Annotated in this window: 17 protein-coding genes; 8 read left to right on the top strand and 9 right to left on the bottom strand. The window is 42.3% G+C overall.

Annotated elements, in window-relative coordinates; all coding sequences use genetic code 11:
- Positions 1 to 41: 41 nt before the first annotated feature.
- A complete protein-coding gene (locus PASHI_RS13460; RefSeq protein WP_062566071.1) occupies positions 42 to 1,718 on the top strand; it encodes a GGDEF domain-containing phosphodiesterase in 1,677 nt (558 codons plus the stop codon).
- Positions 1,719 to 1,953: 235 nt separating this feature from the next.
- Here the strand turns inward: PASHI_RS13460 and PASHI_RS13455 are convergent, their stop codons facing one another.
- Positions 1,954 to 3,003, bottom strand: coding sequence for a formimidoylglutamase (locus PASHI_RS13455; RefSeq protein WP_062566011.1), 1,050 nt, complete (start codon positions 3,001 to 3,003; stop codon positions 1,954 to 1,956).
- A gap of 5 nt (positions 3,004 to 3,008) precedes the next feature.
- Positions 3,009 to 3,506 (bottom strand): ribonuclease E activity regulator RraA, encoded by a 498-nt coding sequence (rraA, locus tag PASHI_RS13450; protein WP_054552822.1) that lies wholly within the window; start codon positions 3,504 to 3,506, stop codon positions 3,009 to 3,011.
- Between the two features lie 212 nt (positions 3,507 to 3,718).
- Between rraA and PASHI_RS13445 the strand changes: the two genes are divergently transcribed.
- The 3 genes from PASHI_RS13445 to PASHI_RS13435 all read left to right on the top strand — a co-directional run bounded on the left by PASHI_RS13445 (position 3,719) and on the right by PASHI_RS13435 (position 7,287).
- On the top strand, positions 3,719 to 4,255 hold the full coding sequence (locus tag PASHI_RS13445; RefSeq protein WP_062566010.1) for a phosphatase PAP2 family protein: 537 nt from the start codon (positions 3,719 to 3,721) through the stop codon (positions 4,253 to 4,255).
- Positions 4,252 to 5,301 carry an MJ1255/VC2487 family glycosyltransferase gene (locus PASHI_RS13440; protein WP_062566009.1) on the top strand — a complete coding sequence of 350 codons (1,050 nt, stop codon included), beginning with the start codon at positions 4,252 to 4,254 and terminating at the stop codon, positions 5,299 to 5,301. Before PASHI_RS13445 ends, PASHI_RS13440 begins: the two co-directional genes overlap by 4 nt.
- 105 nt (positions 5,302 to 5,406) lie before the next feature.
- The gene (locus PASHI_RS13435) at positions 5,407 to 7,287 is read left to right on the top strand and encodes a methyl-accepting chemotaxis protein (protein ID WP_062566008.1); all 1,881 of its coding nucleotides are present in this window, start codon (positions 5,407 to 5,409) and stop codon (positions 7,285 to 7,287) included.
- A 298-nt stretch (positions 7,288 to 7,585) separates the two neighbouring features.
- On the opposite strand, the gene PASHI_RS13430 is transcribed toward PASHI_RS13435, so the two are convergent.
- The 5 genes from PASHI_RS13430 to priA form a co-directional block, all read right to left on the bottom strand.
- A complete protein-coding gene (locus PASHI_RS13430; RefSeq protein WP_062566007.1) occupies positions 7,586 to 7,960 on the bottom strand; it encodes a gamma-butyrobetaine hydroxylase family protein in 375 nt (124 codons plus the stop codon).
- A 70-nt stretch (positions 7,961 to 8,030) separates the two neighbouring features.
- Positions 8,031 to 9,359 carry an HslU--HslV peptidase ATPase subunit gene (gene hslU / locus PASHI_RS13425; protein ID WP_062566006.1) on the bottom strand — a complete coding sequence of 443 codons (1,329 nt, stop codon included), beginning with the start codon at positions 9,357 to 9,359 and terminating at the stop codon, positions 8,031 to 8,033.
- An 11-nt stretch (positions 9,360 to 9,370) separates the two neighbouring features.
- Positions 9,371 to 9,889: an ATP-dependent protease subunit HslV gene (hslV, locus tag PASHI_RS13420; protein WP_008115012.1), complete on the bottom strand. Its 519-nt coding sequence runs from the start codon at positions 9,887 to 9,889 to the stop codon at positions 9,371 to 9,373.
- An 80-nt stretch (positions 9,890 to 9,969) separates the two neighbouring features.
- Positions 9,970 to 10,497 carry an SPOR domain-containing protein gene (locus PASHI_RS13415; RefSeq protein WP_054563328.1) on the bottom strand — a complete coding sequence of 176 codons (528 nt, stop codon included), beginning with the start codon at positions 10,495 to 10,497 and terminating at the stop codon, positions 9,970 to 9,972.
- Positions 10,498 to 10,513: 16 nt separating this feature from the next.
- Positions 10,514 to 12,694, bottom strand: coding sequence for a primosomal protein N' (gene priA / locus PASHI_RS13410; protein WP_062566005.1), 2,181 nt, complete (start codon positions 12,692 to 12,694; stop codon positions 10,514 to 10,516).
- A gap of 233 nt (positions 12,695 to 12,927) precedes the next feature.
- On the opposite strand from priA, the gene rpmE reads away from it, so the two are divergent.
- Positions 12,928 to 13,143, top strand: coding sequence for a 50S ribosomal protein L31 (rpmE, locus tag PASHI_RS13405; protein WP_036973208.1), 216 nt, complete (start codon positions 12,928 to 12,930; stop codon positions 13,141 to 13,143).
- 699 nt (positions 13,144 to 13,842) lie between these two features.
- Complete coding sequence (locus PASHI_RS13400) at positions 13,843 to 15,084, top strand: malic enzyme-like NAD(P)-binding protein (protein ID WP_054552813.1); 1,242 nt, start codon at positions 13,843 to 13,845, stop codon at positions 15,082 to 15,084.
- A 100-nt stretch (positions 15,085 to 15,184) separates the two neighbouring features.
- On the opposite strand, the gene metJ is transcribed toward PASHI_RS13400, so the two are convergent.
- The gene (gene metJ / locus PASHI_RS13395) at positions 15,185 to 15,505 is read right to left on the bottom strand and encodes a met regulon transcriptional regulator MetJ (protein WP_036973203.1); all 321 of its coding nucleotides are present in this window, start codon (positions 15,503 to 15,505) and stop codon (positions 15,185 to 15,187) included.
- Between the two features lie 224 nt (positions 15,506 to 15,729).
- On the opposite strand from metJ, the gene metB reads away from it, so the two are divergent.
- Positions 15,730 to 16,989, top strand: a complete 1,260-nt coding sequence (gene metB / locus PASHI_RS13390; RefSeq protein WP_062566004.1) for a cystathionine gamma-synthase — start codon at positions 15,730 to 15,732, stop codon at positions 16,987 to 16,989.
- 5 nt (positions 16,990 to 16,994) lie between these two features.
- A complete protein-coding gene (metL, locus tag PASHI_RS13385) occupies positions 16,995 to 19,340 on the top strand; it encodes a bifunctional aspartate kinase/homoserine dehydrogenase II (protein ID WP_062566003.1) in 2,346 nt (781 codons plus the stop codon).
- Positions 19,341 to 19,420: 80 nt separating this feature from the next.
- On the opposite strand, the gene PASHI_RS13380 is transcribed toward metL, so the two are convergent.
- Positions 19,421 to 21,925 (bottom strand): penicillin-binding protein 1A, encoded by a 2,505-nt coding sequence (locus PASHI_RS13380; RefSeq protein ID WP_062566002.1) that lies wholly within the window; start codon positions 21,923 to 21,925, stop codon positions 19,421 to 19,423.
- Positions 21,926 to 22,001: the final 76 nt, after the last annotated feature.

The raw sequence follows: 22,001 nt of genomic DNA, 5'->3' as shown, positions 1-22,001 counted from the left end.
CAAGTGATGTAGTGCCAGTGTTTTTAGCTGGTAGCGTTTTTATGGCAATGATCTGTGCCCTATGCGTAACCCAAAACCCTATTTTAAGACTAAGCCTAGTCGTTAATGGCGTACTAGGTTTAGCTATTTTAAGCTTAGGATTACCATGGCTGGTTATCTTACTTGCTTTAGCTTTATGTTTTCATTTATGGCAAGCATTTCGCACCACTAATTGGCTTGCCATAATATTGAGTGTCTCTGCCGCAATTTCGTTCGCGGTTTTATACTCTGCCCACCTATTACTCGACACAGCCTTATATTGGCTTGTTTTCTCGGTAGTTATTTTATCTATTTCAGGCTTTTTTAATTACGAAGAGCCCGAAGAAGATGAGCAGGTTGAAGTTGAACCGCTCCATAACGATGACTTAGATGCTGCTCCACTGACTGGTTTACCAGACCGTAATGCACTTAGAAATAGCTTTGTTGCATGGACTGAAGAGCACTCAGCAAACTGTGCATTAGTGATGATCCGCCTTGAAGGCTTTAACGATGTTAACCAGCATATTGGTCGTGACTTTGGTGATTTATTATTAGCGCAATCGGCCACACGTATTAAACAGCAGCTCAGTGTTGATGCTGTGCTGAGTATGACAGGTAACACCGCACATGCTGAAAAATTAGCGCATTTGGGGGGCTTAAACTTTGCGTTTATTTGCTCACTCGAAGAGCAAAAACATCTTCATGAGCAGCTGATCAGTCAAATTAGGCAAGTCACATTAAAGCCATTCAACGTTGCTAATTGTACAATTGAAGTTAAAGTGCGCGCCAGTTACGTGAACTGTGACGAACCAGAATACAGCTTCGAGAACTTAATTTCATTTGCCAACCTTGCCCTTGATTCAAACCCTGAGCGAGAAATTGTGCCTTATCACCCACAAATGATGATTGAGCAACTAGAGCAACAAGCACGTCTACGCGAATTAGCTCACTTAGATTTTTCCAGCGAACTTGAGCTTTATTTTCAGCCAGTTATTCGTAATAGCGACGAGCAAATTGAGTTTTTAGAATTGCTGCTACGTTGGCAGCATCCTAAGCAAGGCATTCTTTCGGCTAACAAGTTCATTGATGATATTCGTGTCGCTGGCTTAAGTTACCCTGTGGCAGCGTATGTTATTGAACGTGCTGCTGAGCTTGCTATGGCATTGCGTATGGAAGGCATTGAACTACCACTCAGTATTAACGTGTTTGGCCCAGAAATGCTGCATGAAGAGTTCATTGAATTTGTTGACCGCATTATGACTGAACACCGCTTAGAGCCGGGCGATTTAATCATTGAATGCCCGCTCGATCTATTTATGAGCCTAGACGACCAAGGTAAAGCCATGGTCGCAAGGCTAAATAGCATTGGTATTAAACTATGTATTGATGGCTTTGGTGACACGCCAATTTGGCTTGCTAAGTTGCCTAATCTTAATGTTGAGTATATTAAAGTAGCAGCATCGTTGACCGCTGATTTTGCCCATCAAAGCCAAGTTCGTAGCCTAGTCTCTGGCATGGTGGATATGCATAATCAAAATAATGCCAAGGTGATTTGTGAAGGGGTAGAAACCCTAGAGCAACTTAAATTTGTTAAGTCGTTGAACACCTACGCCGCTCAGGGTTATTACTTTAATTACCCGCTTAGCAGCGTAGGCATGATGTCGTGGTTAAAACAGTGGCGGTTAGAGCATCAGGGGTAAGTTAAAGCCGTCAGCCGTCAGCCGTCAGCTATCAGATTGAAAGTTAGAGAGCAGTTTGACTCGTTACATCGCGTTTTATCTCGAATCTTGCTGCCAATTTAAGGGTCGTACAGGTAGGCGTGAAACTTGTTTCGCGCGTCTGACAGCTGAAGGCTGAGAGATGATCGCTTCCATGTGTTGAGTATCGCTCGTTCGACCCGACTTCCCCAAAAATCAGTCGTTACATCGCTTCTTTCTAACTTGCCTCTCTCGCCTGCAAATACGCATTCACAAGGGCGGTGATTATTTGGCCTGCGTCGTTCATACCTGCTTCTAAACCAACTGGGTGTTGTGACGGGGCGCCTTCGCATAAATGAAGATAGCGAGCAGTTGTTTGGCTAGCTGCTAAATGCACAAAATGTTCTGCATCACTTACACTAAAGCCACAGTTGGTGTATGCACTAACCGGCATTAGTGAGATGCTGTCTAGGTCGACTTCGACTCCAAGCGGTGCATTATCAAACTGCGCTAATGCGTGTTTACATGCCGAAGATAAATCGACTTTACGACGTACTTGAATATCTTGGTAACTATCAAACGTGAAGTTTGCGCTTGTCAGGGCATCCATAATCGCTTGGTTATTTTTAAATTCGTGTAAACCCATCACATGGTAGTCAGCAAGGTGGTTTTCACTGTACGCATATCTAAAACCATTACCGCTATGACGGCCTTCACACTCTCTGAAGTCAGCATGAGGGTCTAAGTTGATAGCGTTGACTGGTTTACCATGTTGCTTACTAAGGGCGCGTAAAATACCTAAGCAGTTGTTATGGCCGCCACCTATTACAATTGGCTCAAGGCCAGCTGCAAAAATCATTGCAAGCACTTGCTCAACGCGGGTGTCTATATCAGCGCATAATTCACGTAGTTTGGCTAAGTCGGCGTCGTTTTTATTATCAAGGTCAGCAGCTTGTTGGTTTAAGTCATCAAGGGCAACTTCGCCGAGTAGCAACACACGTTCGTGGTTTAAAAACTGGTTATGCGTTTGGTTTAAAAAGCGCTTTAAAAATGCTTGCCACGCTTGTCCTGAGCCACCGTTACCTAAGTTAGCGCGAGGGCCAATATCTTCACATACGCCAACTAAAACATAGCGAATACCGAAGTGTTTTGCATCGATGAGTGCTTGTGGAGCGTTAACTTGAGTGTCGAGAAGGGCAAGGGCTTGCCAAGCTTTAAGTTCGTTAGCGCGGCGGACACATAAGTGCTTTACCGCCGCTTCATCATAAATTTTAAGGTAGTTTGTCACCGAGATTAGTCTTCTATTATTTCTAACTCTAATTCTTCAGCAGATAATATAATACCGGTGCTATCAGCGTAAACAAAGTCGTCATCAAAGAAAGAAACGCCTGCGAAGTTAACGCCAATGCCGTCCTCACCTGCGCCTTCACTATCGGCAGCAACAGGAATAGAGGCAATTGCTTGAATGCCTAAGTCTAGCTCTTCAAGTTCATCAACATGGCGAATTGCACCGTAAACGATAATGCCTTGCCAGTTGTTTTCTAATGCGATTTCAGCCAGCTCTATATCAATAAGGGCGCGTCGGGTAGAACCACCACCATCAATCAATAACACGCTGTCAGTGCCATCGGTTGATAAAATTTCGCGGATCAGCTCGTTATTTTCAAAGCATTTAACGGTTTTTACTCGACCACTAAAGCTTGGGCGTCCACCAAAATTGATAAACATTGGTTCGAGCACATCAACCACATCTGCAAAGTGGTCGCATAAATCAGAAGTGCTGTAATCCATTTTTTCATCCTCTAAAGAGACTGTCTGTTTAGTACTCAGTATACCCTGATACAACTCAATAACAACGACTTAATAGCGGATTATTGGTTTAAATCAAAGGAATTTCGCCATCGCAACATTAGTGTCTCAAAAGCGTCACCTAATTGTTATTTTTAGCGCCTAAGCTGAGATGAGTATAAAAATTAGACGCAAAGTATGACAAGGAGCTCACCATGGCAAACAACATACTTACTAAATTGGCTAAAGTGGATGAACAGCTGTTTTTAAGCGTGTTTAACGACGCTTCGCCAGTTTGGCTCAGAAGATCAGCGCTTGGGTTATCTAAAAGCGGCGATGGCGGACTTTACGTGGTGTTGTTTCTTGGGTTTTGGTGGTTCACCGAGCAGCTGCACTTTCAACAACTGGCGATGAGTATATTGGTGGGCTTTGCCATTGAGCGACCTATTTACTTTTTAGCTAAAAAGCGTATCGCGCGGGTTAGACCCTGCGACTGCTTAGTGCAAGGCGCGTATTTGGTGCCGAGCGACCAATTTAGCTTACCGTCGGGGCATAGTGCTGGGGCATTTGTGGTGGCGACGATTTTGACTATCTATTTTCCTGAATTTGCTGTGCTGTGGCTGATGTGGGCATCAGGGGTGGCGGCATCTAGAGTGATTATTGGTGTGCATTACCCTGCTGATGTGGTGATTGGCGCAGTGATGGGGTCAAGTTGTGCAGTATTAGCTGTAATGGTGGTGGGATCTATATGAGAATTTTGTACGGTATTCAAGGTACGGGTAATGGCCATATTACTCGAGCACGAGTAATGGCAACGACCTTTAAAGCATTAGGAGTCGATGTTGACTATGTGTTTTCGGGTCGTAAAGAGCAAGACTACTTTGATATGGACGATTTTGCTGATTACCGAGCTTTTCGAGGTTTGTCGTTTACCAGCAAATCGGGGCAAGTTGATAGCTTTAAAACGTTGAAAAATGCGCGCCCGTTGCAGCTTATAAAAGATATAAAAAATCTTGATTTACGTCACTATGACTTGGTGTTTAATGACTTTGAGCCGATTACCGCATGGGCTGCTAAACAGCAAGGTATCCCTGTTATTGGTATGAGCCATCAAGCGGCGTTTTTATCTGATAAAGTGCCGATGTTTGGCCGAGCTTTCTTTCGTCGTGCCCTGATCCGTAACTATGCGCCAGCGAGTGTTTATTTAGGGGTGCATTGGCAGCCTTATGCAGAAAACATCATTCCGCCATTTATTGCAAATCATCATCATGATAACCCGGTGATGGTCGAAAATAAGGTGTTGGTGTATCTACCTTTTGAGAATTTAGACAGTGTGGTCGACTACCTTAAAGACTTTCCTGAGCGTGAGTTTTACTGTTATCACCCAGATGCCCAGGACTGTTCAATCGGAAATATTCACTTGCGAGCGCCTTCACGCGTTGGCTTTTTAAATGATCTCGCTAATGCTGGTGGTGTAATTGGCAACGCCGGATTTGAACTTGCAAGTGAAGCGTTACAATTAGGTAAAAAGCTATTGCTAAAACCACTTGGAAAACAATTTGAGCAGGGGATTAATGCACAGACGCTATTGTCGATGGGAGCAGCCCATGTGATGAGCTATTTAAACCCCAATGCGATGGATGATTGGTTGCAATCGCCACAGAACAAAAAACTGAATTTTCCGAGTGATCCAGCACCTTTGGTTGATTGGTTGCAAAAAAAACAATGGGAAAAGCTGGATAAATTGCATAAACACCTATGGCAACAGGTTGATTTAGAAGAAAAACTGATTGTTTAAAAGTACCTTATATTGGAAAATGCGCGGCAAGTTTAACCACTTTTTATTAGCTGCTTTAAATAGTTTAGCTATACTTTAAATGCATGTTTCTATAAGGCACTTTGAATGAATGTATTACAAAACTTAACTATTAAGCGTCGTTTACAGTTAAACGCGCTCGTTGTTGGTCTTGCAATGATTGTGATGCTGTGTGTAATTATCTTTGAGTCGCGCATGATGCTAAAGCTCAACGAAACAATTCAAAATGCGGAGGAGCTCGACATTCATGAACTTGCGATGCGTAAACATGAAAAAAACTTTTTGTTTTACAAAGATGTCGATAGCCTTGAGCTTTTTGAAAAAGAGTATTCGCAGCTAAAAAATAAAATGGCGCGACTAGACGAGTTAGTGAAAGATTTGTCGATGGACTCATCTAAGCTAAATGAATTTAGACGCCTTGCGAAAACTTATTACGATGACTTCAATGAGGTTGTGGTACTACAAAAGAAAATAGGTTTACACCCTAAAGATGCTCTTTATGGTGATTTACGTGGTGCGGTGCATCAAGTAGAAACATTATTAAGCGAGCGCGAAAACTATAAGTTACTCACTTTAATGCTACAGCTTCGCCGTGCAGAAAAAGACTTTATGCTGCGCTTTGATTTAAAGTATATGGGCAAGTTTGATGATTTAGTTGCTAGTTTTAGATCAGAGATTAAAAGCGCTGGGTTCGATACAAATTATGAAAACCAGTTACTTAGTTTGCTTGCGACTTATCAAAGTAAATTTAAAGCCTTAGTTGATGCACAAGTTGCCTTAGGCCTTGATTTAGAATCAGGGGCGCTCGGTGAGATGAAACGCAGTGTTGAGCTTAGTGATGCTATTGTTACAGAGCTTACAGATCAAACAAAAGCGTTTGTAGAATCGAGTGCTGCTAGTGCGCAGTTGATTGCCATTCTTGTATTTATTATTGCGAGCATTTTAGTGATGCTATTAGTTTACTTTACTAGCCGCTCAATTATTCAGCCTATCGAACGTGTGTACCATACGATTAACGAAATTCGTCGTAATAACGACTTAAGCATGTCGATTACTCAATCGGGTAAAGATGAAATCACCACAATGACGGTTGATTTTAATAGCTTGATCAGTGATTTCAAAAAGCTAATTTATGAAGTTAATACCGCGCTAAGTACCCTTAACGTGGCAACTGAGCATTTATCAGAAACGACAGCAGCAACAAGCTCAGGTATGCAAGAGCAGCTTCACGAAGCAGATATGGTTGCTACAGCTGCCACTGAAATGCAGGCGACGATTCAAGATATTTCACACAACACAGAAGCCGCAGCGAAAAAAGCTGAGTCAACTAACTTAAGTGCGCAGCAAGGTCGTTCTGAGGTTGAATCGACGGTGGTACAAATTAATCACTTATCAGATTCACTCGGTAATGCGTCAAGCGTGGTGTCGCAGTTAGAAAAAGACGCTGAAACCATTGGCTCTGTCCTTGATGTTATTCGTGGCATTGCTGAGCAAACAAACTTACTGGCACTCAATGCGGCTATTGAAGCAGCACGTGCTGGTGAGCAAGGTCGTGGCTTTGCGGTAGTAGCAGATGAAGTTCGCTCACTTGCGCAGCGTACCCAAGATTCAACGCAAGAGATCGAGAGTATTATTTCGACCTTGCAAGGGCGTACGCAAGAAGTGGTGAGCATTATGCAGCAATGTCGTACGCAAGGTGGTGAAAGTGCAGCACAGGCAAGTAAAGCCGGTGAGTTACTTCGCTCAATCACCGAAGATGTACAAACCATTATGGATATGAGTACTCACATTGCCACCGCAATTGATGAGCAAAGCCAAGTGGCTTCTGAGGTGAATAAAAACGTGGTACGTATTCGTGATATCGCCCAAGAAGCATCGGGCCATGCGGCGACTAATGCGCAAACCAGCGAAGAGGTGTCTGAGCAAGCACGTGTGCTCTACCAGGCAATCGATAAGTTTAAAGTTTAAGAATTAGTCTGATGAAAAACAAAAGCGCGGTGACGGTGTCGTCATCGCGCTTTTTTGTTGTTTGGGGGTGTATACCGCGACAAGATTTTAATACCAATCCGCTTAATTAAGTAGTCTATTTTGAGGCAATAAAACCTCGTTGATAACAAGGCAAAAATTTCGTTATTTAGTTGTGCTCGGCAATTGCTCCTGCATTGCTCTACCTTCTGCATCCATGCAGTCGTAAATGAGAAATTTTTAACGCAGTTAGCGACAGGTTTAATCCCTCAAAATGATTAAGTATTATTGTGGGTTGGTATTAAGGCACAAACTTAATAGGCACGCTGTCTTTGCTTGCTTCGTGCTCTGAGACTCTTGTTTGGTATTGCTGCCAAAGCTCATCATGGTTAGCTTGCAGCTCACTTAAATAGTGCCAGCTGAATAAGCCACTATTATGATTATCGCTAAACACTAATCGAATTGCATAATGACCAACCGGCTCAATCTTGCTAATTCCTACGTGTTGCTTACCAAGTACGAGTTTCATAGGTTCATTGCCATGACCTTGCACTTCAGCAGACGGTGAGTGAACACGCAAAAATTCAGCACTAAATTGAGCAATAGTCTGATCATCAAAATGAACATCTAATACTTTGCTAACGCTGTGATAATGCACTCTAGTGACTTCTTTCATGTGAGCCTTACCTTATAAAAACTAAAAAGCCTCCAACAGGAGGCTTTAGATTATAACGCTAATTTGTTGATTAAAGAATGAAGCGACTTAAGTCTTCATCTTCAACGAGTGCACCTAAATGCTGCTCAACGTAATTGGCATCAATTGTTAGTGTTGAACCTGCTTTTTCTGAGGCATCAAATGAAATTTCTTCCATTAGTTTTTCCATCACTGTGTGCAAGCGACGGGCACCGATGTTTTCGGTTTTCTCATTTACTTGCCAAGCCGCTTTCGCGATACGTTCAATGGCATCATCAGTAAACTCAACGTCAACTTGCTCTGTTTTTAACAGCTCACGTTGTTGCTCAGTTAATGAAGCATGAGGCTCAGTTAAGATACGTTTAAAGTCATCAGCACTTAGTGCTTCAAGCTCAACGCGAATTGGTAAACGACCTTGTAGCTCTGGGATCATGTCTGATGGTTTAGACATTTGGAATGCGCCAGATGCGATAAATAACATGTGGTCAGTTTTAACCATGCCATGTTTAGTGCTTACTGTTGAACCTTCGATTAGAGGAAGTAAGTCGCGCTGTACACCTTCACGGCTAACATCTGGGCCTGATGCTTCACCACGTTTACAGATTTTATCGATCTCATCGATAAACACGATACCGTTTTGCTCTACTGCGAAGATAGCTTGCTCTTTTAACTCTTCAGGGTTAACAAGTTTTGCTGCTTCTTCTTCAACCAATAGCTTAAACGCTTCTTTGATTTTTAGCTTACGCTTGCTGCGCTTATCGCCACCCATGTTTTGGAACATGCTCTGAAGCTGGTTGGTCATTTCTTCCATACCAGGAGGAGCCATGATCTCAACATTTGGCTGAGCTTGTGCAACATCGATATCAATTTCTTTATCGTCTAACTGACCTTCTCGTAATTTTTTACGGAAAGATTGACGAGTAGAAGAGTTCTCTTCTGTTTTTGACTCACCAAAGGTATCGCGTGCTGGTGGTAAAAGAGCATCTAAAATACGCTCTTCTGCCGCTTCTTCAGCGCGATGTTTGAATTTTTTGGTTTGCTGTTCACGCGTCATTTTAATTGAGATATCAACTAAATCGCGGATGATCGTTTCTACTTCTTTACCAACATAGCCCACTTCGGTGAACTTTGTTGCTTCAACTTTAATGAAAGGCGCATTAGCAAGTTTAGCTAAGCGGCGTGCAATTTCAGTTTTACCCACACCAGTTGGACCAATCATTAAAATGTTTTTAGGCGTTACTTCTGCGCGTAAATCATCGCTCAGTTGCATACGGCGCCAGCGGTTACGTAGCGCGATTGAAACTGCTTTTTTAGCTTTAGCTTGGCCAATAATATGTTGATCAAGCTCGTGAACGATTTCTCTTGGCGTCATCTCAGACATGGCAGTTCCTATTACAATTCTTCAATAGTTTGGAAATTATTCGTGAATACGCAGATATTGCCTGCAATCGTTAGGCTTTTCTCTACAATTTCACGTGCACTTAGGTCGGTGTTTTCTAGTAGCGCTGTGGCTGCTGATTGTGCGAAGTTACCACCACTGCCAATCGCAATTAGGTCGTTTTCTGGCTGCACAACATCACCGTTACCTGTGATAATTAATGAAGCAGTTTCGTCTGCAACTGCTAATAGTGCTTCGAGCTTTCTAAGTGCACGATCACTACGCCAATCTTTGGCCATTTCTACGGCAGCTTTGGTTAAGTTGCCTTGGTGCATTTCTAGTTTGCTTTCAAATCGTTCGAAAAGGGTGAAGGCATCAGCAGTACCGCCAGCGAAACCAGCGATTACTTTGCCATTATAAAGACGTCGAACTTTGCGGGCGTTGCCCTTCATTACGGTGTTACCAAGTGAAACTTGGCCGTCGCCACCAATAACGACCTTGTCGTCGCGGCGTACACTTACAATAGTGGTCATGATTATTCCTCATCATCGAGCGGCAAGGCCGCTCGTAAAAAGCGATTGATGAGGTGTTTATATGGGTGAATGAACTAAAATCAAGTCCAAAGCCAAATTCCGCAGCCCATTATTTTGATGCGTTTAAGTTTATTCTTGTCACTTTCGGCTAAACGTTTGGTTTCGTATGGGCCTAAGCGCACTTTATACCAAACACCATTGCTGCCTTGTGTTTTCTTAACTTCGGCCACTAAGCCGGCAAAAGCGATTTTAGCTTTTAATGTTTGTGCTTGCTCTAATGTTCTAAAAGAGCCGCATTGCATTACATATGGGCCTTTTTGTTCAATCTCTTTTACTTCAACCTGAACTTCGTGCTCTTTAATCTCTTTGATAAATTCAGGTGTCTTAGGTGGTGGAATAACTACTTCTTCTTTTTTAGTCGGGTTTGCTTGCTGCTCTACTAACTCAGGATCAGCATTATGTTTGATATACCATAGGCCGTAACCAAACCCGCCTACTAAGATAAGCGCAATTAAAACAAGAATAATAGGGAAGGGCTTTTTCGCCGGGGCTTGTTTTTTATTATTTCGATTTGCTGGTTTTTTATTTATGTAATCGTGTTGTGCCATGACTCTTAATTGGCCTTTAAATCATATCTATAGGATCAACATCTAAGCTCCAACGCACCTTTTGCGCTAATTTACTGGTACTTATATAGTCGACCATTTGCGCTAAATATTGGTGTAAGTGGGAGCGTTCCTGCGCCTGAATATGTAACTGAAAGCGATATTTACCTGCTACACGTTCCAGTGGTGCAGGTATCGGACCGAGCAATTGTATACCAGATACGTTCTGGACAGGAACCAAATCAGTTAAAAAATCCATCACTTGATTTATGTTATGTCCTTCGGCACGAACCATAGCCATATTTGTGATTGGCGGAAGCTGCGCGTCTTCTCGCTCTGTGAGTGCGTAACGGGCAAAATCTTGGTAACCATTATTAACTAAGTCTTGCAGTAGCGGGTGCTCAGGAAAGTGAGTTTGCAATAATACTTGCCCAGGTTCACCACTGCGACCTGCACGGCCTGCCACTTGCGTAACAAGTTGCGCTAAATGCTCTGTAGCGCGAAAATCACACGAATATAATCCACTGTCGACATCTAGGATTAAAACAAGGCTAACATCGGCAAAATGGTGGCCTTTTGCCAACATTTGTGTGCCAACTAAGATGCGCGCACCGCCTTGGTTAATATCATCAAGCGCTTTTTCTAAGCTGCCTTTACGCCGAGTTGAATCTCGGTCGATACGACTAATCGGAATGTCAGGGAAGGTTTGTGTTAAAAACTCTTCGATTTGTTCAGTGCCTTTGCCATTTGGAAAAATCTGCGTGCTGCCGCAATCAGGGCATTGGTGGGGCACCTGATGTTGTTCACCACAGTGGTGACAAATCATCTGGCCAATGGCTTTATGAAAGGTTGCACTGGTGCTACAACGTGAGCACTCACTTAGCCAACCACACTCATGGCATATGAGGGTAGGCGAAAAACCACGACGGTTTAAAAATACCATCACTTGCTTGCCACGTTCTAAATGCTGACGCATATAGGCAAGGCTAGCATGGGCAATCCCCGCCTGCTCAGGCTGGCCTTTCATATCCATTAATTGAAACTGGTTATCGGTGCTGGTTTGGGCGCGTTCAGTGAGGCTCAACAGCTGGTATTTGTTATTAGTTGCTTTATGTAAGGTCTCAAGTGCTGGTGTGGCACTACCTAGAACGAGCGGAATATTATGCTGGTATGCTCTATAAGCGGCTAGGTCTCTAGCATGATAGCGTAGTGTATCTTGTTGCTTAAACGAGCTGTCGTGCTCTTCATCAACGATGATCATGCCAAGAGATAAAAAGGGTAAGAAAATACTCGAACGTGTGCCGATCACTATGGCGCAGCTGCCTTTTTCACAAAAACGCCAGGTCTGTAAACGTTCGTTATCTGTTAGGGCTGAATGCCATAGCATAATTGGTGTATCAGGAAAGCGACGACGAAAACGGTTGACTGTTTGTGGTGTTAAGCCAATTTCAGGCACTAATACTAAGGCTTGCTGACCTTTTTTGAGTACTTCTTCTAGGCATTGCAAATACACTTCGGTTTTACCACTTCCGGTAACCCCTTCAAGCAAAAAGCTGGTAAAACCACGAGCTTGGTTAATGCTAGTGCAGGCAACAGCTTGCTCTTTATTAAGCACCGGCTTGCTACCAACAGTCGGCGCGCGTTGCTGCCATTGGTTATCATGTTCAATAAACTGAGTGATCAGTTCTTTATCAAGCAGACTGTCGATGGTTTTTTTGGTAAATCCGAGTGCTTTTAATTCTGTAACCGATGATTTGCCTGATTCGGCTAGCTGTTTTAATAAACTCAACTGGGTTTTTGCTTTCAGCGACGGCAGCTTTGCACCTTTATCGGTTAGCTCAACCATGTTAATGCTGGTTTTATCTGGGCATTCGCCTTGCCTTAATGCAGCCGGAAGTGCCGTATGAATAGTCTCGCCCAATGGGTAACAGTAGTAGCGTGCTGTGAATTTAAGTAACGCTAAATGTTGTTCAGATAACACTGGCGTGTCGTCTATAACATCAATAATCGACTTGATTTTGTCAGCAGGAACATCGGTTGACGTTTTAAGAGCCAAGACCACGGCAACCTTTTTTTGACTACCAAATGGCACACGAACGCGCATACCAGGCTTTAACTCAGGGCTATGCAGCAGCTGTTCAACTTTATAATCGAAGGTACGCTGTAAAGGGACTTTTATGGCAACTTCTACAAAGTGCATAACAACTCAACTGAAACAAAGATAGAAAGATAATGTACTAAAATTACTGTTAAAAACCTACCAACAAATACTGAACAACAGCCCACTTGATTATTTTTTTAGCGAAATATGCATTTAAAGCTTGTCGCAAGGTCACTTGAGCTATAAAATACGCGGCCTATTAATTGTATTAACTGCGTATGGTGCCAGACTTCGGGTTTGGAGAGCGATACGGCCTTAACTAGAGGTTCCCTATGAAAGAAGGTATTCACCCTAAGTACGAAGCTATCACTGCAACTTGTTCATGTGGTAACAAATTCGAAACTAGCTCAACTCTTTGTAAAGACATCCACTTAGACGTATGTTCTGAGTGTCACCCGTTTTACACTGGTAAGCAAAAGATTTTAGACACTGGCGGCCGTGTTGATCGTTTCAACAAGCGCTTCGGTGCACTTAGCAGCAAGAAGTAATCTCTGCTGTTTAGTTAAAAAAAGCACCTTAGGGTGCTTTTTTTATGCCTAAAATTCACAAAACTCATTATTAACGCTGCCACTTACTTATCATCTTCACTTATGTATCTTGCATAACTATTTCTGGCTGTTATGCCCATTATGTCGCTAATTTTGCAGACAAAGTGCCACCCCTTGGCTATATTCTTTTTTGTATAAATGAGTATACCAATCCGCAATAATACTTAATCATTTTGAGGGATTAAACCTGTCGCTACCTGCGTTAAAAATTTCTGATTTAGAACACAACTAAATAACGAAATTTTTGCCTTGCTATCAACAAGGTTTCATTGCCTCAAAATAGACTACTTAATTAAGCGTATTGGTATCTAAAAGTTATTAGAAATAATAAATTTAAATAACTTTGTGAGTAAATGCTGTGAACTTCGTTGAAATGGCTGTTTTGGGCTAACTTCGGCTAATTGCAGTGTACGTGCGTATAAAATACAAAAACACGTGCTTAAAAGGTCATAAATAGGTGAATTTTTATGTCTGATTAATCGCAACTATGCACAGAAATTGTTGGGAAATCCTTTAAAATTAAGCGATATAGCATATAACAGGATAGACCTGATAATACTTGGAATTTTTATACATTACAGGTATCGTACTGATGCAAGCTCTCTCACTTTTTAACTTTTTGCAGGATACTATCGCGTTATGTCAGATTTTCGTGAACAAGCATTACATTACCACGCTCACCCCGTTCCAGGTAAAATTAGTGTTGAACTAACCAAGCCAGCCGAAACGGTTAACGATCTCGCTTTAGCTTATAGCCCAGGTGTGGCTGAACCAGTCCGTGAAATTGCTGCTGATCCAGCAAATGCCTATAAATACACAGGCAAAGGCAACATGGTTGCAGTTATTTCAAACGGTACCGCAATTTTAGGTTTAGGTAACTTAGGTCCGCTTGCATCAAAACCTGTAATGGAAGGTAAAGCGTTACTATTCAAACGTTTTGCTGGTCTTGATTCAATTGATATTGAAGTTAAACACCGCACAACAGAAGATTTCATTAATACGGTTGCTAACATCGCTGATACGTTTGGTGGTATCAACCTTGAAGATATTAAAGCGCCTGAGTGTTTTGAAATCGAAAAAGCACTTATCGAGCGCTGTGATATTCCAGTTTTCCACGATGACCAACATGGTACAGCTATTGTAACTGCTGCTGGTATGCTTAACGCCCTTGAAGTGCAAGGTAAAGACATCGAAGATGCCATCATCGTATGTTTAGGTGCCGGTGCTGCTGCTGTGGCTTGTATGGAGCTTTTAATTAAGTGTGGCGCACTGCGTGAACACATTTATATGCTTGACCGTAAAGGTGTGATCCATACACGTCGTGATGACTTAAACGAGTATAAGCAATTATTTGCTAACAATACCGATAAGCGTACATTACAAGATGTTATTGCTGATGCTGACGTATTCGTTGGTGTATCAGGTCCTAACCTGTTAACAGCAGATGATCTTAAGCTGATGGCTGATAAGCCAGTCGTGTTTGCATGCTCAAACCCAGATCCTGAGATTGCTCCAGAAGTTGCACACAGTGCGCGTAACGATTTAATTATGGCAACGGGTCGTTCAGATTTCCCTAACCAAGTAAATAACGTGCTTTGTTTCCCATTCATTTTCCGTGGTGCGTTAGATGTTCGTGCAACGGCAATTAATGATGAAATGAAAATTGCTGCAGTTCATGCTATTCGCGGCATCGCGAAAGAGCCTGTACCAAGTGAAGTATTAAAAGCAGCTGGCGTTGAGTCACTTGAGTTTGGTGCCGAGTACATCATTCCTAAGCCTATGGATCCGCGTTTATTACCACGTATTGCACGTGCTGTTGCTGAAGCAGCAGTAGAGTCGGGTGTGGCGCAAATCGACATGCCAGAAGATTACATGCGTTAAGCTTAATTAGCTATTAGGTATATCGCGCAATAAAAAACTCAGCCTAGGCTGAGTTTTTTTATATCTGCGATTATCGGCGGTGATCCGATGGCCGAAATACTTATTCTGAATCAAGCACTGGGATATCTAATCCCATTTCTTGCATAATTCTTTTAACTTCTTCAGGTACCTTTTCAGGGTTGTCTTTACGTAGGTCGTCATCATTTGGTAATGGTTGACCTGTAAAAGCATGTAAGAAAGCTTCACACAATAACTCACTATTCGTCGCATGACGCAAGTTATTGATCTGGCGGCGTGTACGCTCGTCAGTTAATACTTTTAATACGTTAAGTGGGATCGATACGGTAATCTTTTTTACTTGTTCTGATTTTTTACCGTGTTCTGCATATGGGTGAATGTATTCACCGTTCCATTTAGCCATAAGTTGTTTCGTTGCCTCGGTTGTCAGTGATTTACGCCTTATTCACAGCGCAAGATGCGGAAATTCTATCTCTTTAAAAAAGATAGTCAAATACTAGTTATTTAGCCATCTAGTGGTGTAAATGTATAAACTTCTATGTGTAAGCCATAAATGCTTTGACTTCTCATATTTGATCATCTAACCTTTTAGACGTCTAAACATCCAATTTAAGAATAGGTGATGAAATGAGCGAAAAAAATAAAGCGACGATTGCTGTTCGTCACGGCATCGAAGCCGATAAACATCATGGTGCGGTTGTACCACCAATTTACTTATCAACCACCTATTCATTTGCTGATTTTGATACTAAGCGCCAGTATGACTATGGTCGCAGTGGTAACCCAAATCGCGATATCTTAGCTGAAACCTTAGCTGAGCTTGAAGGTGGTGCTAGAGGTATTATCACTGCAACAGGTATGTCTGCTGTGCATTTAGCAACTCAGCTATTAAACAGTGACGACACGTTAGTGATCCCACATGACTGTTATGGCGGTAGTTACCGTTTATTCACCTCGCTTGAAAAACGTGGCCTGTTAAAACTAAAAGTTTTGGATTTAACTAAATCTGAAAATCTCCAAGAAATTTTAGCGATTAAACCTAAGTTGATTTGGATTGAAACGCCAAGTAACCCAATCTTGCGTTTAACAGATATTAAAGCAATCACTAGCATTGCTAAGCAGTGCGGTGCTTTGGTTGCGGCTGACAACACCTTCTTATCACCTGCATTACAAAACCCAATTGAGTTTGGTGTTGATATTGTTGTGCACTCAACCACTAAATACATCAATGGTCACTCTGATGTAGTGGGCGGTGCAGTGATTGCTGCAACGCAAGAGCTAGGCGATGAACTTGCTTGGTGGGCGAATAATATCGGTATTACTGGTGCACCATTTGACAGCTACTTAACGCTTCGTGGTTTACGTACTTTAAATGTACGTTTAAAGCAGCACCAAGAAAATGCCTTTGCCATTGCTGAGTATTTAGATAATTCACCTTATGTAAGCCAAGTTTACTACCCAGGCCTTGCTTCTCACCCACAACATGAGCTTGCTAAAGCACAGCAACGTGGTTTTGGTGGCATGGTGAGCTTTGATATTAAAGGCGACATTAACGATGCAGCAGCGTTTTTAACTAGCCTTAAAGATTTTAGCCTTGCTGAGTCGCTAGGTGGGGTAGAAAGCTTGATTTGTCACCCTGCAACAATGACCCACGCAGGCATGGAGCCTAAAGCGCGCCTTGAAGCTGGTGTGGGCGATACGTTGATCCGTATTTCTGTAGGCATTGAAGACGTAAAAGATCTCATTGCAGATTTAGACCGTGTTTTCAATTTAGTAAAACCAGGTCAAGGCCAACAAGTTACAAAAGCTGAAGCTAAGCTAACACAGCAAGATACACAGCAAAACTCGTCATTTAAGTTAACGCCAGCACATACGGCATTGTGGTAGAAGAAATGGTAAATATTGTTCATAAATTTGGTGGCTCAAGCTTAAGCTCGGCAGATCGTTACCATGCGGTAGCGAACATTGTTCTTGCGAATACTGAGCAGGGCGATTGCATCGTTGTGTCGGCATCGGGTAAAACAACCGATACTCTGGTAAAGCTTTGGCAAAGTTACCAGCAGCAAGATAGCCAGGCTGTTAGCGATATTCTATTGCTTATTGATAACAATCAACGGGCTTTAATTGAGCAGCTACTTACAGGTCAGAATAAACAACAGGCTTTGGCACAGTTAAAAGATGAACTTGCCGTATTAAATGAATTAATTAGTCAGCAGCAGTTACTTGAAGCACCTTTACTTGCTCATGGTGAAGTGTGGTCGGCGCGGTTATTGGCCGCTTACCTAAATCAGTTAGGTGTTGATGCGCAAGATGTTGATGCAAGGCAGCTATTTACTCTAAATGATGGTCAGCTTTTACATCAAAAAAACCAACAGCAATGCAGTGATGCGATTAGCAGAACACATATCAACGTAGTAACGGGTTTTATAGCTGCAGATTGCCAAGGTAATACGGTGACATTAGGCCGCAATGGTAGTGATTACAGTGCCACTTTGTTAGCGAGTTATACTTTTGCTAAGCAAGTGTCTATCTGGACAGACACACAAGGGGTATTTAGTACTGACCCTCGTAAAGTTAAAAATGCAGTTAAGTATGCCAAGGTGTGCCGCGAGCAAGCTAACTTATTAGCGCGTTTAGGTAACCCAGTATTGCATGCAAAAACCTTGTCGCCTTTAAAAGACACAGAAATTAAATTGGTGGTAAGAAGTAGTTTTGATTGTGATGCAACGCCAACCGAAGTAGTCAAAGAAGGTTATAGTAAAGCAAAGCGTTTTATTACTACCTTAGATAACATAGATTTATTACGGGTTGATAAACTAAGCAGTGGTGAAGTCGGTGAGCTTAGTCAATTAATTCAACACAGCCTGCACCACTTTACTAAAGATGGAGATACTTACTTATTAGTGCCAGGTCAAAGCACTCACCAAGTTGTCAGCCACTTAGCGGGCCGTGCCAATATTGTCGAGTCAAATTTAAGTGGTTGTGCAGTGGTTGCACCAACGGCTGATGTAATTGCGCTGACAGAGCAAGCAACAGCGCTTTTAAAAGAGCAAAGCATTCATCCTCGTTTTGTACAACAAGACGATAACTATGTGTTGATCTTAAACGATCAGGCAATTGATAGTGATGTTTTAACTCTTCTACATGACAAGCTGGTAAACAAAGGTCAAGAGCTTGCTATTATTGTTGCTGGCCTTGGTAATGTAGGCGAAGTGTTTTTATCGCAACTACAAACTCAGTTTGCTCGTTTATCTGCTCAGTACAAAGTAAAAGTAGTAGCTCTTTTACGCTCTAAGCAAATGCTTTTTAGTGCTAGTGGTTTAAATACCGAAACATGGCAAGAGCAGTGGCATAATGAAGCGCAAAGCTACGACAAAGCTGAGTTATTAGCACGTATCAATGAGCTAGATTATGAGCACAAAGTGGTGATTGATATCACTGCCAGTGAGGCTTTTAGTCAGTTGTATCCTGATTTTGTAGAGCTTAACTGTCATTTGATCAGTGCAAACAAATATGCGGGTACCGCAGAAAATAGCTGGTATCAAAACCTACGCACTAATTTGGCTGAGCGAAACTTGTTGTGGCGTTATAACACCAGTGTGGGCGCAGGTTTACCGATTAACTTTGCTTTAGCTGATTTGCAAAATAGCGGAGACAGCATTAACCGTATTGAAGGGGTATTCTCGGGTACTTTATCGTGGTTATGTAGCAGTTATGATGGCAGCGTGCCGTTTTCAGATTTAGTGCTTCAAGCTCAGCAAATGGGCTATACAGAGCCAGATCCTCGTGAAGACTTATCTGGCCGTGATATGCAGCGTAAACTACTGATTTTAGCGCGTGATCTAGGCCTTGATTTAGAGCTAGATGATATTGCTTTGACACCACTAATGCCTGAACAGCTTGCTGCAGGTAGCTGGCAAGATTTTCTTGCAAACAAACAGCTACTCGATGAATTCATGACAGAAAAAGCAGCCCAAGCTGCGGCAGAAGACAAAGTGGTGCGCTACACCGGTGCTATTACACTCGTTGATGGTAAGGTTCAGGCTCAGGTTGGTTTAGTCAATGTTGGTAAAGATGATGTATTAGCCAGCCTTAAACCGGGCGATAACATTTTTGTGATCAATTCACAGTGGTATACAGATAATGCGTTGGTGATCCAAGGCCCTGGAGCGGGTAAAGAAGTCACTGCCGCTGGGGTTCATTCAGACCTATATTGGCTGGTAAATAACCTAAAATAATTTTGCTGATCTTAGTTTAAATAGCTAAGCAAAAAGCGCCCAGAAGGGCGCTTTTTTATGTCTTATAGCAACTTAGTTATTTAGAACAACTCTTCCTCTGTGGTGAGCTTTTCTTCAAATACGTCTGTTGGTTGATCAAGTACGTACTTGGTTGGTGCTGTTCCTTTGATAAAGTATTCAAAACGACTGGTATAGTCATTCTTATGGCTTAAAAGACCTGTTGCTAAGTCGATACGAACCGATACCAAACCTTCAGGAAACTCAATAGGTGCTTCTGGCATGCCATCGAGGGCAGCACGCATAAAGTCGACCCATGCAGGTTGCGCGGTTTTAGCACCCGATTCTGCACCAGAGATTTGTGACTTATCGAGGTTACTATTGTAGGTCGAACGGCCAAGGGCTTTTCCTGGGTTATCAAAACCAACCCATACCGAGGTCATCACATTGCGGTTAAAGCCACTGAACCAGGTATCAACCGAGTCATTGGTGGTACCTGTTTTACCTGCTAGATCACGGCGGTCAAGGGCCTGTGCACGCCAACCTGTACCACTCCAGCCTGTTTTGTGAGTCCAGCTACCACCACCCCAAATTGCGCTGTGCATAGCTTGCGAAATTAAGAATGCATTTTGCTTTGAAATGATACGCGGAGCACAACGTGGCGTGCTCACACTTTGTGCTTGATCCAATTGGTTATCATCTAATGATGCAAACTCTGGTGTAACAACTTGCTCTGGTTCATCACAGGCCAGTTCTGGCTCTGTTTTGAATAACACATTACCAGCAGAATCCTGAATTTCAGAAATAAAGTAAGGGGTAATTAAGTGGCCGCCATTGGCGAAAGTACTCATCCCGCGAGCTAGTTCAAGAGGAGTGATTGAGGCACTACCTAGGGCCAATGACTCGCTACGATTAATATCACTATTTAAAAAACCAAACTTTAGTAAGTGATCTGCAGTACGTTCAAGGCCAACACCACGTAACAGACGCACAGAAATTACGTTTTTCGATTGAGCGAGTGCACGGCGAATTCGGATAGGGCCATTATAAACCGCCGGGCTATTCTTAGGGCGCCATGCTACACCTTGGCTTTTATCCCATTGATTAATTGGTGCATCGTTAAGAATTGAAGCGAGTGTGTAGCCGTTTTCAAGTGCTGCTGAATAAATAAATGGCTTGATGTTTGAACCAACCTGGCGTTTTGCTTGAACTGCGCGATTGTATTGGCTTTGTTCAAAGCTGTAACCACCGACAATGGCTTTAATACGACCATCTTGTGGGTCAAGTGAAACAAGTGCGCTCGATGCTTCTGGCACTTGGCTAAGAATGTAGCTTTCATCTGCATTTTTACGCAGCCAAATTTGCGCTCCCGCTGATAAAATTTCAGTAGCCGTTTTTGGTGCGAAACTTTGACGGTAACGGGTAATATATTTGCGTGCCCATTTTAGACCATCCCACTCAACCGTCACTTGTTCGCCGCTTTTTAATAGCACATCAATTGATTGCTCAGCGACATTAGTGACAACACCAGCTAATAGTGGACCAAACTCTTTGACATCTTTTAATTTAGATAAGATCTCTTCTTGGTTAAGTGGACTTTCGTTTTCACTGTCCCATAACTGAGCCGTAGCACCACGGTAGCCATGACGCATGTCGTAAGCGTGTAGATTATCAACAATGGCATCTTGTGCAGCTTGCTGAATATTTGAATCAACACTGGTGTAAACTTTAAAACCAGTATTGTAAGCACGCTCATGACCATAGCGTTCAACCATTTCAGCACGCACCATCTCAGAGATATAAGGGGCGTACACTTCAATTTCTGCACCATGGAATTTAGCTGTAATTGGTGCATTGATAGCCTCTTCGTATTCACTCTGTGTAATATACTTTTCGGTATACATACGGCCTAGTACAACGTTGCGACGTGCCTTTGCGCGTACAGGGTTGCGAATAGGGTTAAGGGCTGAAGGAGCCTTAGGTAAGCCAGCGATCATCGCCATTTGCGCTAAAGTAAGCTCATTGAGGTCTTTGCCGTAGTAAACTTGTGCTGCTGCACCAATACCAAAAGCGCGGTTACCTAATTCAATTTTATTTAAATATAATTCGAGGATTTCGTCTTTAGTTAATATACTTTCGATATGTAAAGCAATGAAGATCTCTTTGACCTTACGAATGTATGCTTTTTCTCTAGTTAAGAAGAAGTTACGGGCAAGCTGCATGGTTATAGTACTTGCGCCTTGTTTCTTTTCGCCTGTAGATATGAGTACAATGGCTGAACGTACGATACCAATTGGATCGATACCAATATGCTCGTAAAAACGGTTATCTTCTGTTGCTAAAATTGCATCGATTAATGGTTGGGGGATTTGGTCTATTGTAACGGGAATGCGGCGTTTTTCACCGAATTGGTTAATCAATAATCCATCACGTGAGAATACCTGCATAGGTGTCTGTAATTGAACGTCTTTTAGAACCTGTACGCTAGGAATATCAGGTTTAACGTAATAGTATAGACCAACTAAAGTGATTAGTCCTAAAAATGAGCAGATGATAATAAATTGTAAAGTTCGCTTTAATAAAATCACTTATATTTTCCCTAAATGGACTCCCAATTAGAATCGGAGACTGCTAGTATATATTGATTAAAAAATGAATAATATT

The organism is Pseudoalteromonas shioyasakiensis, from assembly GCF_001550135.1.
Classification (GTDB): domain Bacteria; phylum Pseudomonadota; class Gammaproteobacteria; order Enterobacterales; family Alteromonadaceae; genus Pseudoalteromonas; species Pseudoalteromonas shioyasakiensis.
The sequence above is the reverse complement of the archived record's forward strand: the minus strand, read 5'-3'. Positions and strand labels throughout refer to the sequence as shown.

What these genes read in the sequence shown, in the direction of transcription:
- PASHI_RS13460 (WP_062566071.1), top strand. Translation starts at nt 42, where the DNA reads ATGGCAATGATCTGTGCCCTATGCGTAACCCAAAACCCTATTTTAAGA.
- rraA (WP_054552822.1), bottom strand. Translation starts at nt 3,506, where the DNA reads ATGGATTACAGCACTTCTGATTTATGCGACCACTTTGCAGATGTGGTT.
- PASHI_RS13445 (WP_062566010.1), top strand. Translation starts at nt 3,719, where the DNA reads ATGGCAAACAACATACTTACTAAATTGGCTAAAGTGGATGAACAGCTG.
- PASHI_RS13440 (WP_062566009.1), top strand. Translation starts at nt 4,252, where the DNA reads ATGAGAATTTTGTACGGTATTCAAGGTACGGGTAATGGCCATATTACT.
- PASHI_RS13435 (WP_062566008.1), top strand. Translation starts at nt 5,407, where the DNA reads ATGAATGTATTACAAAACTTAACTATTAAGCGTCGTTTACAGTTAAAC.
- PASHI_RS13430 (WP_062566007.1), bottom strand. Translation starts at nt 7,960, where the DNA reads ATGAAAGAAGTCACTAGAGTGCATTATCACAGCGTTAGCAAAGTATTA.
- hslU (WP_062566006.1), bottom strand. Translation starts at nt 9,359, where the DNA reads ATGTCTGAGATGACGCCAAGAGAAATCGTTCACGAGCTTGATCAACAT.
- hslV (WP_008115012.1), bottom strand. Translation starts at nt 9,889, where the DNA reads ATGACCACTATTGTAAGTGTACGCCGCGACGACAAGGTCGTTATTGGT.
- PASHI_RS13415 (WP_054563328.1), bottom strand. Translation starts at nt 10,497, where the DNA reads ATGGCACAACACGATTACATAAATAAAAAACCAGCAAATCGAAATAAT.
- priA (WP_062566005.1), bottom strand. Translation starts at nt 12,694, where the DNA reads ATGCACTTTGTAGAAGTTGCCATAAAAGTCCCTTTACAGCGTACCTTC.
- rpmE (WP_036973208.1), top strand. Translation starts at nt 12,928, where the DNA reads ATGAAAGAAGGTATTCACCCTAAGTACGAAGCTATCACTGCAACTTGT.
- PASHI_RS13400 (WP_054552813.1), top strand. Translation starts at nt 13,843, where the DNA reads ATGTCAGATTTTCGTGAACAAGCATTACATTACCACGCTCACCCCGTT.
- metJ (WP_036973203.1), bottom strand. Translation starts at nt 15,505, where the DNA reads ATGGCTAAATGGAACGGTGAATACATTCACCCATATGCAGAACACGGT.
- metB (WP_062566004.1), top strand. Translation starts at nt 15,730, where the DNA reads ATGAGCGAAAAAAATAAAGCGACGATTGCTGTTCGTCACGGCATCGAA.
- metL (WP_062566003.1), top strand. Translation starts at nt 16,995, where the DNA reads ATGGTAAATATTGTTCATAAATTTGGTGGCTCAAGCTTAAGCTCGGCA.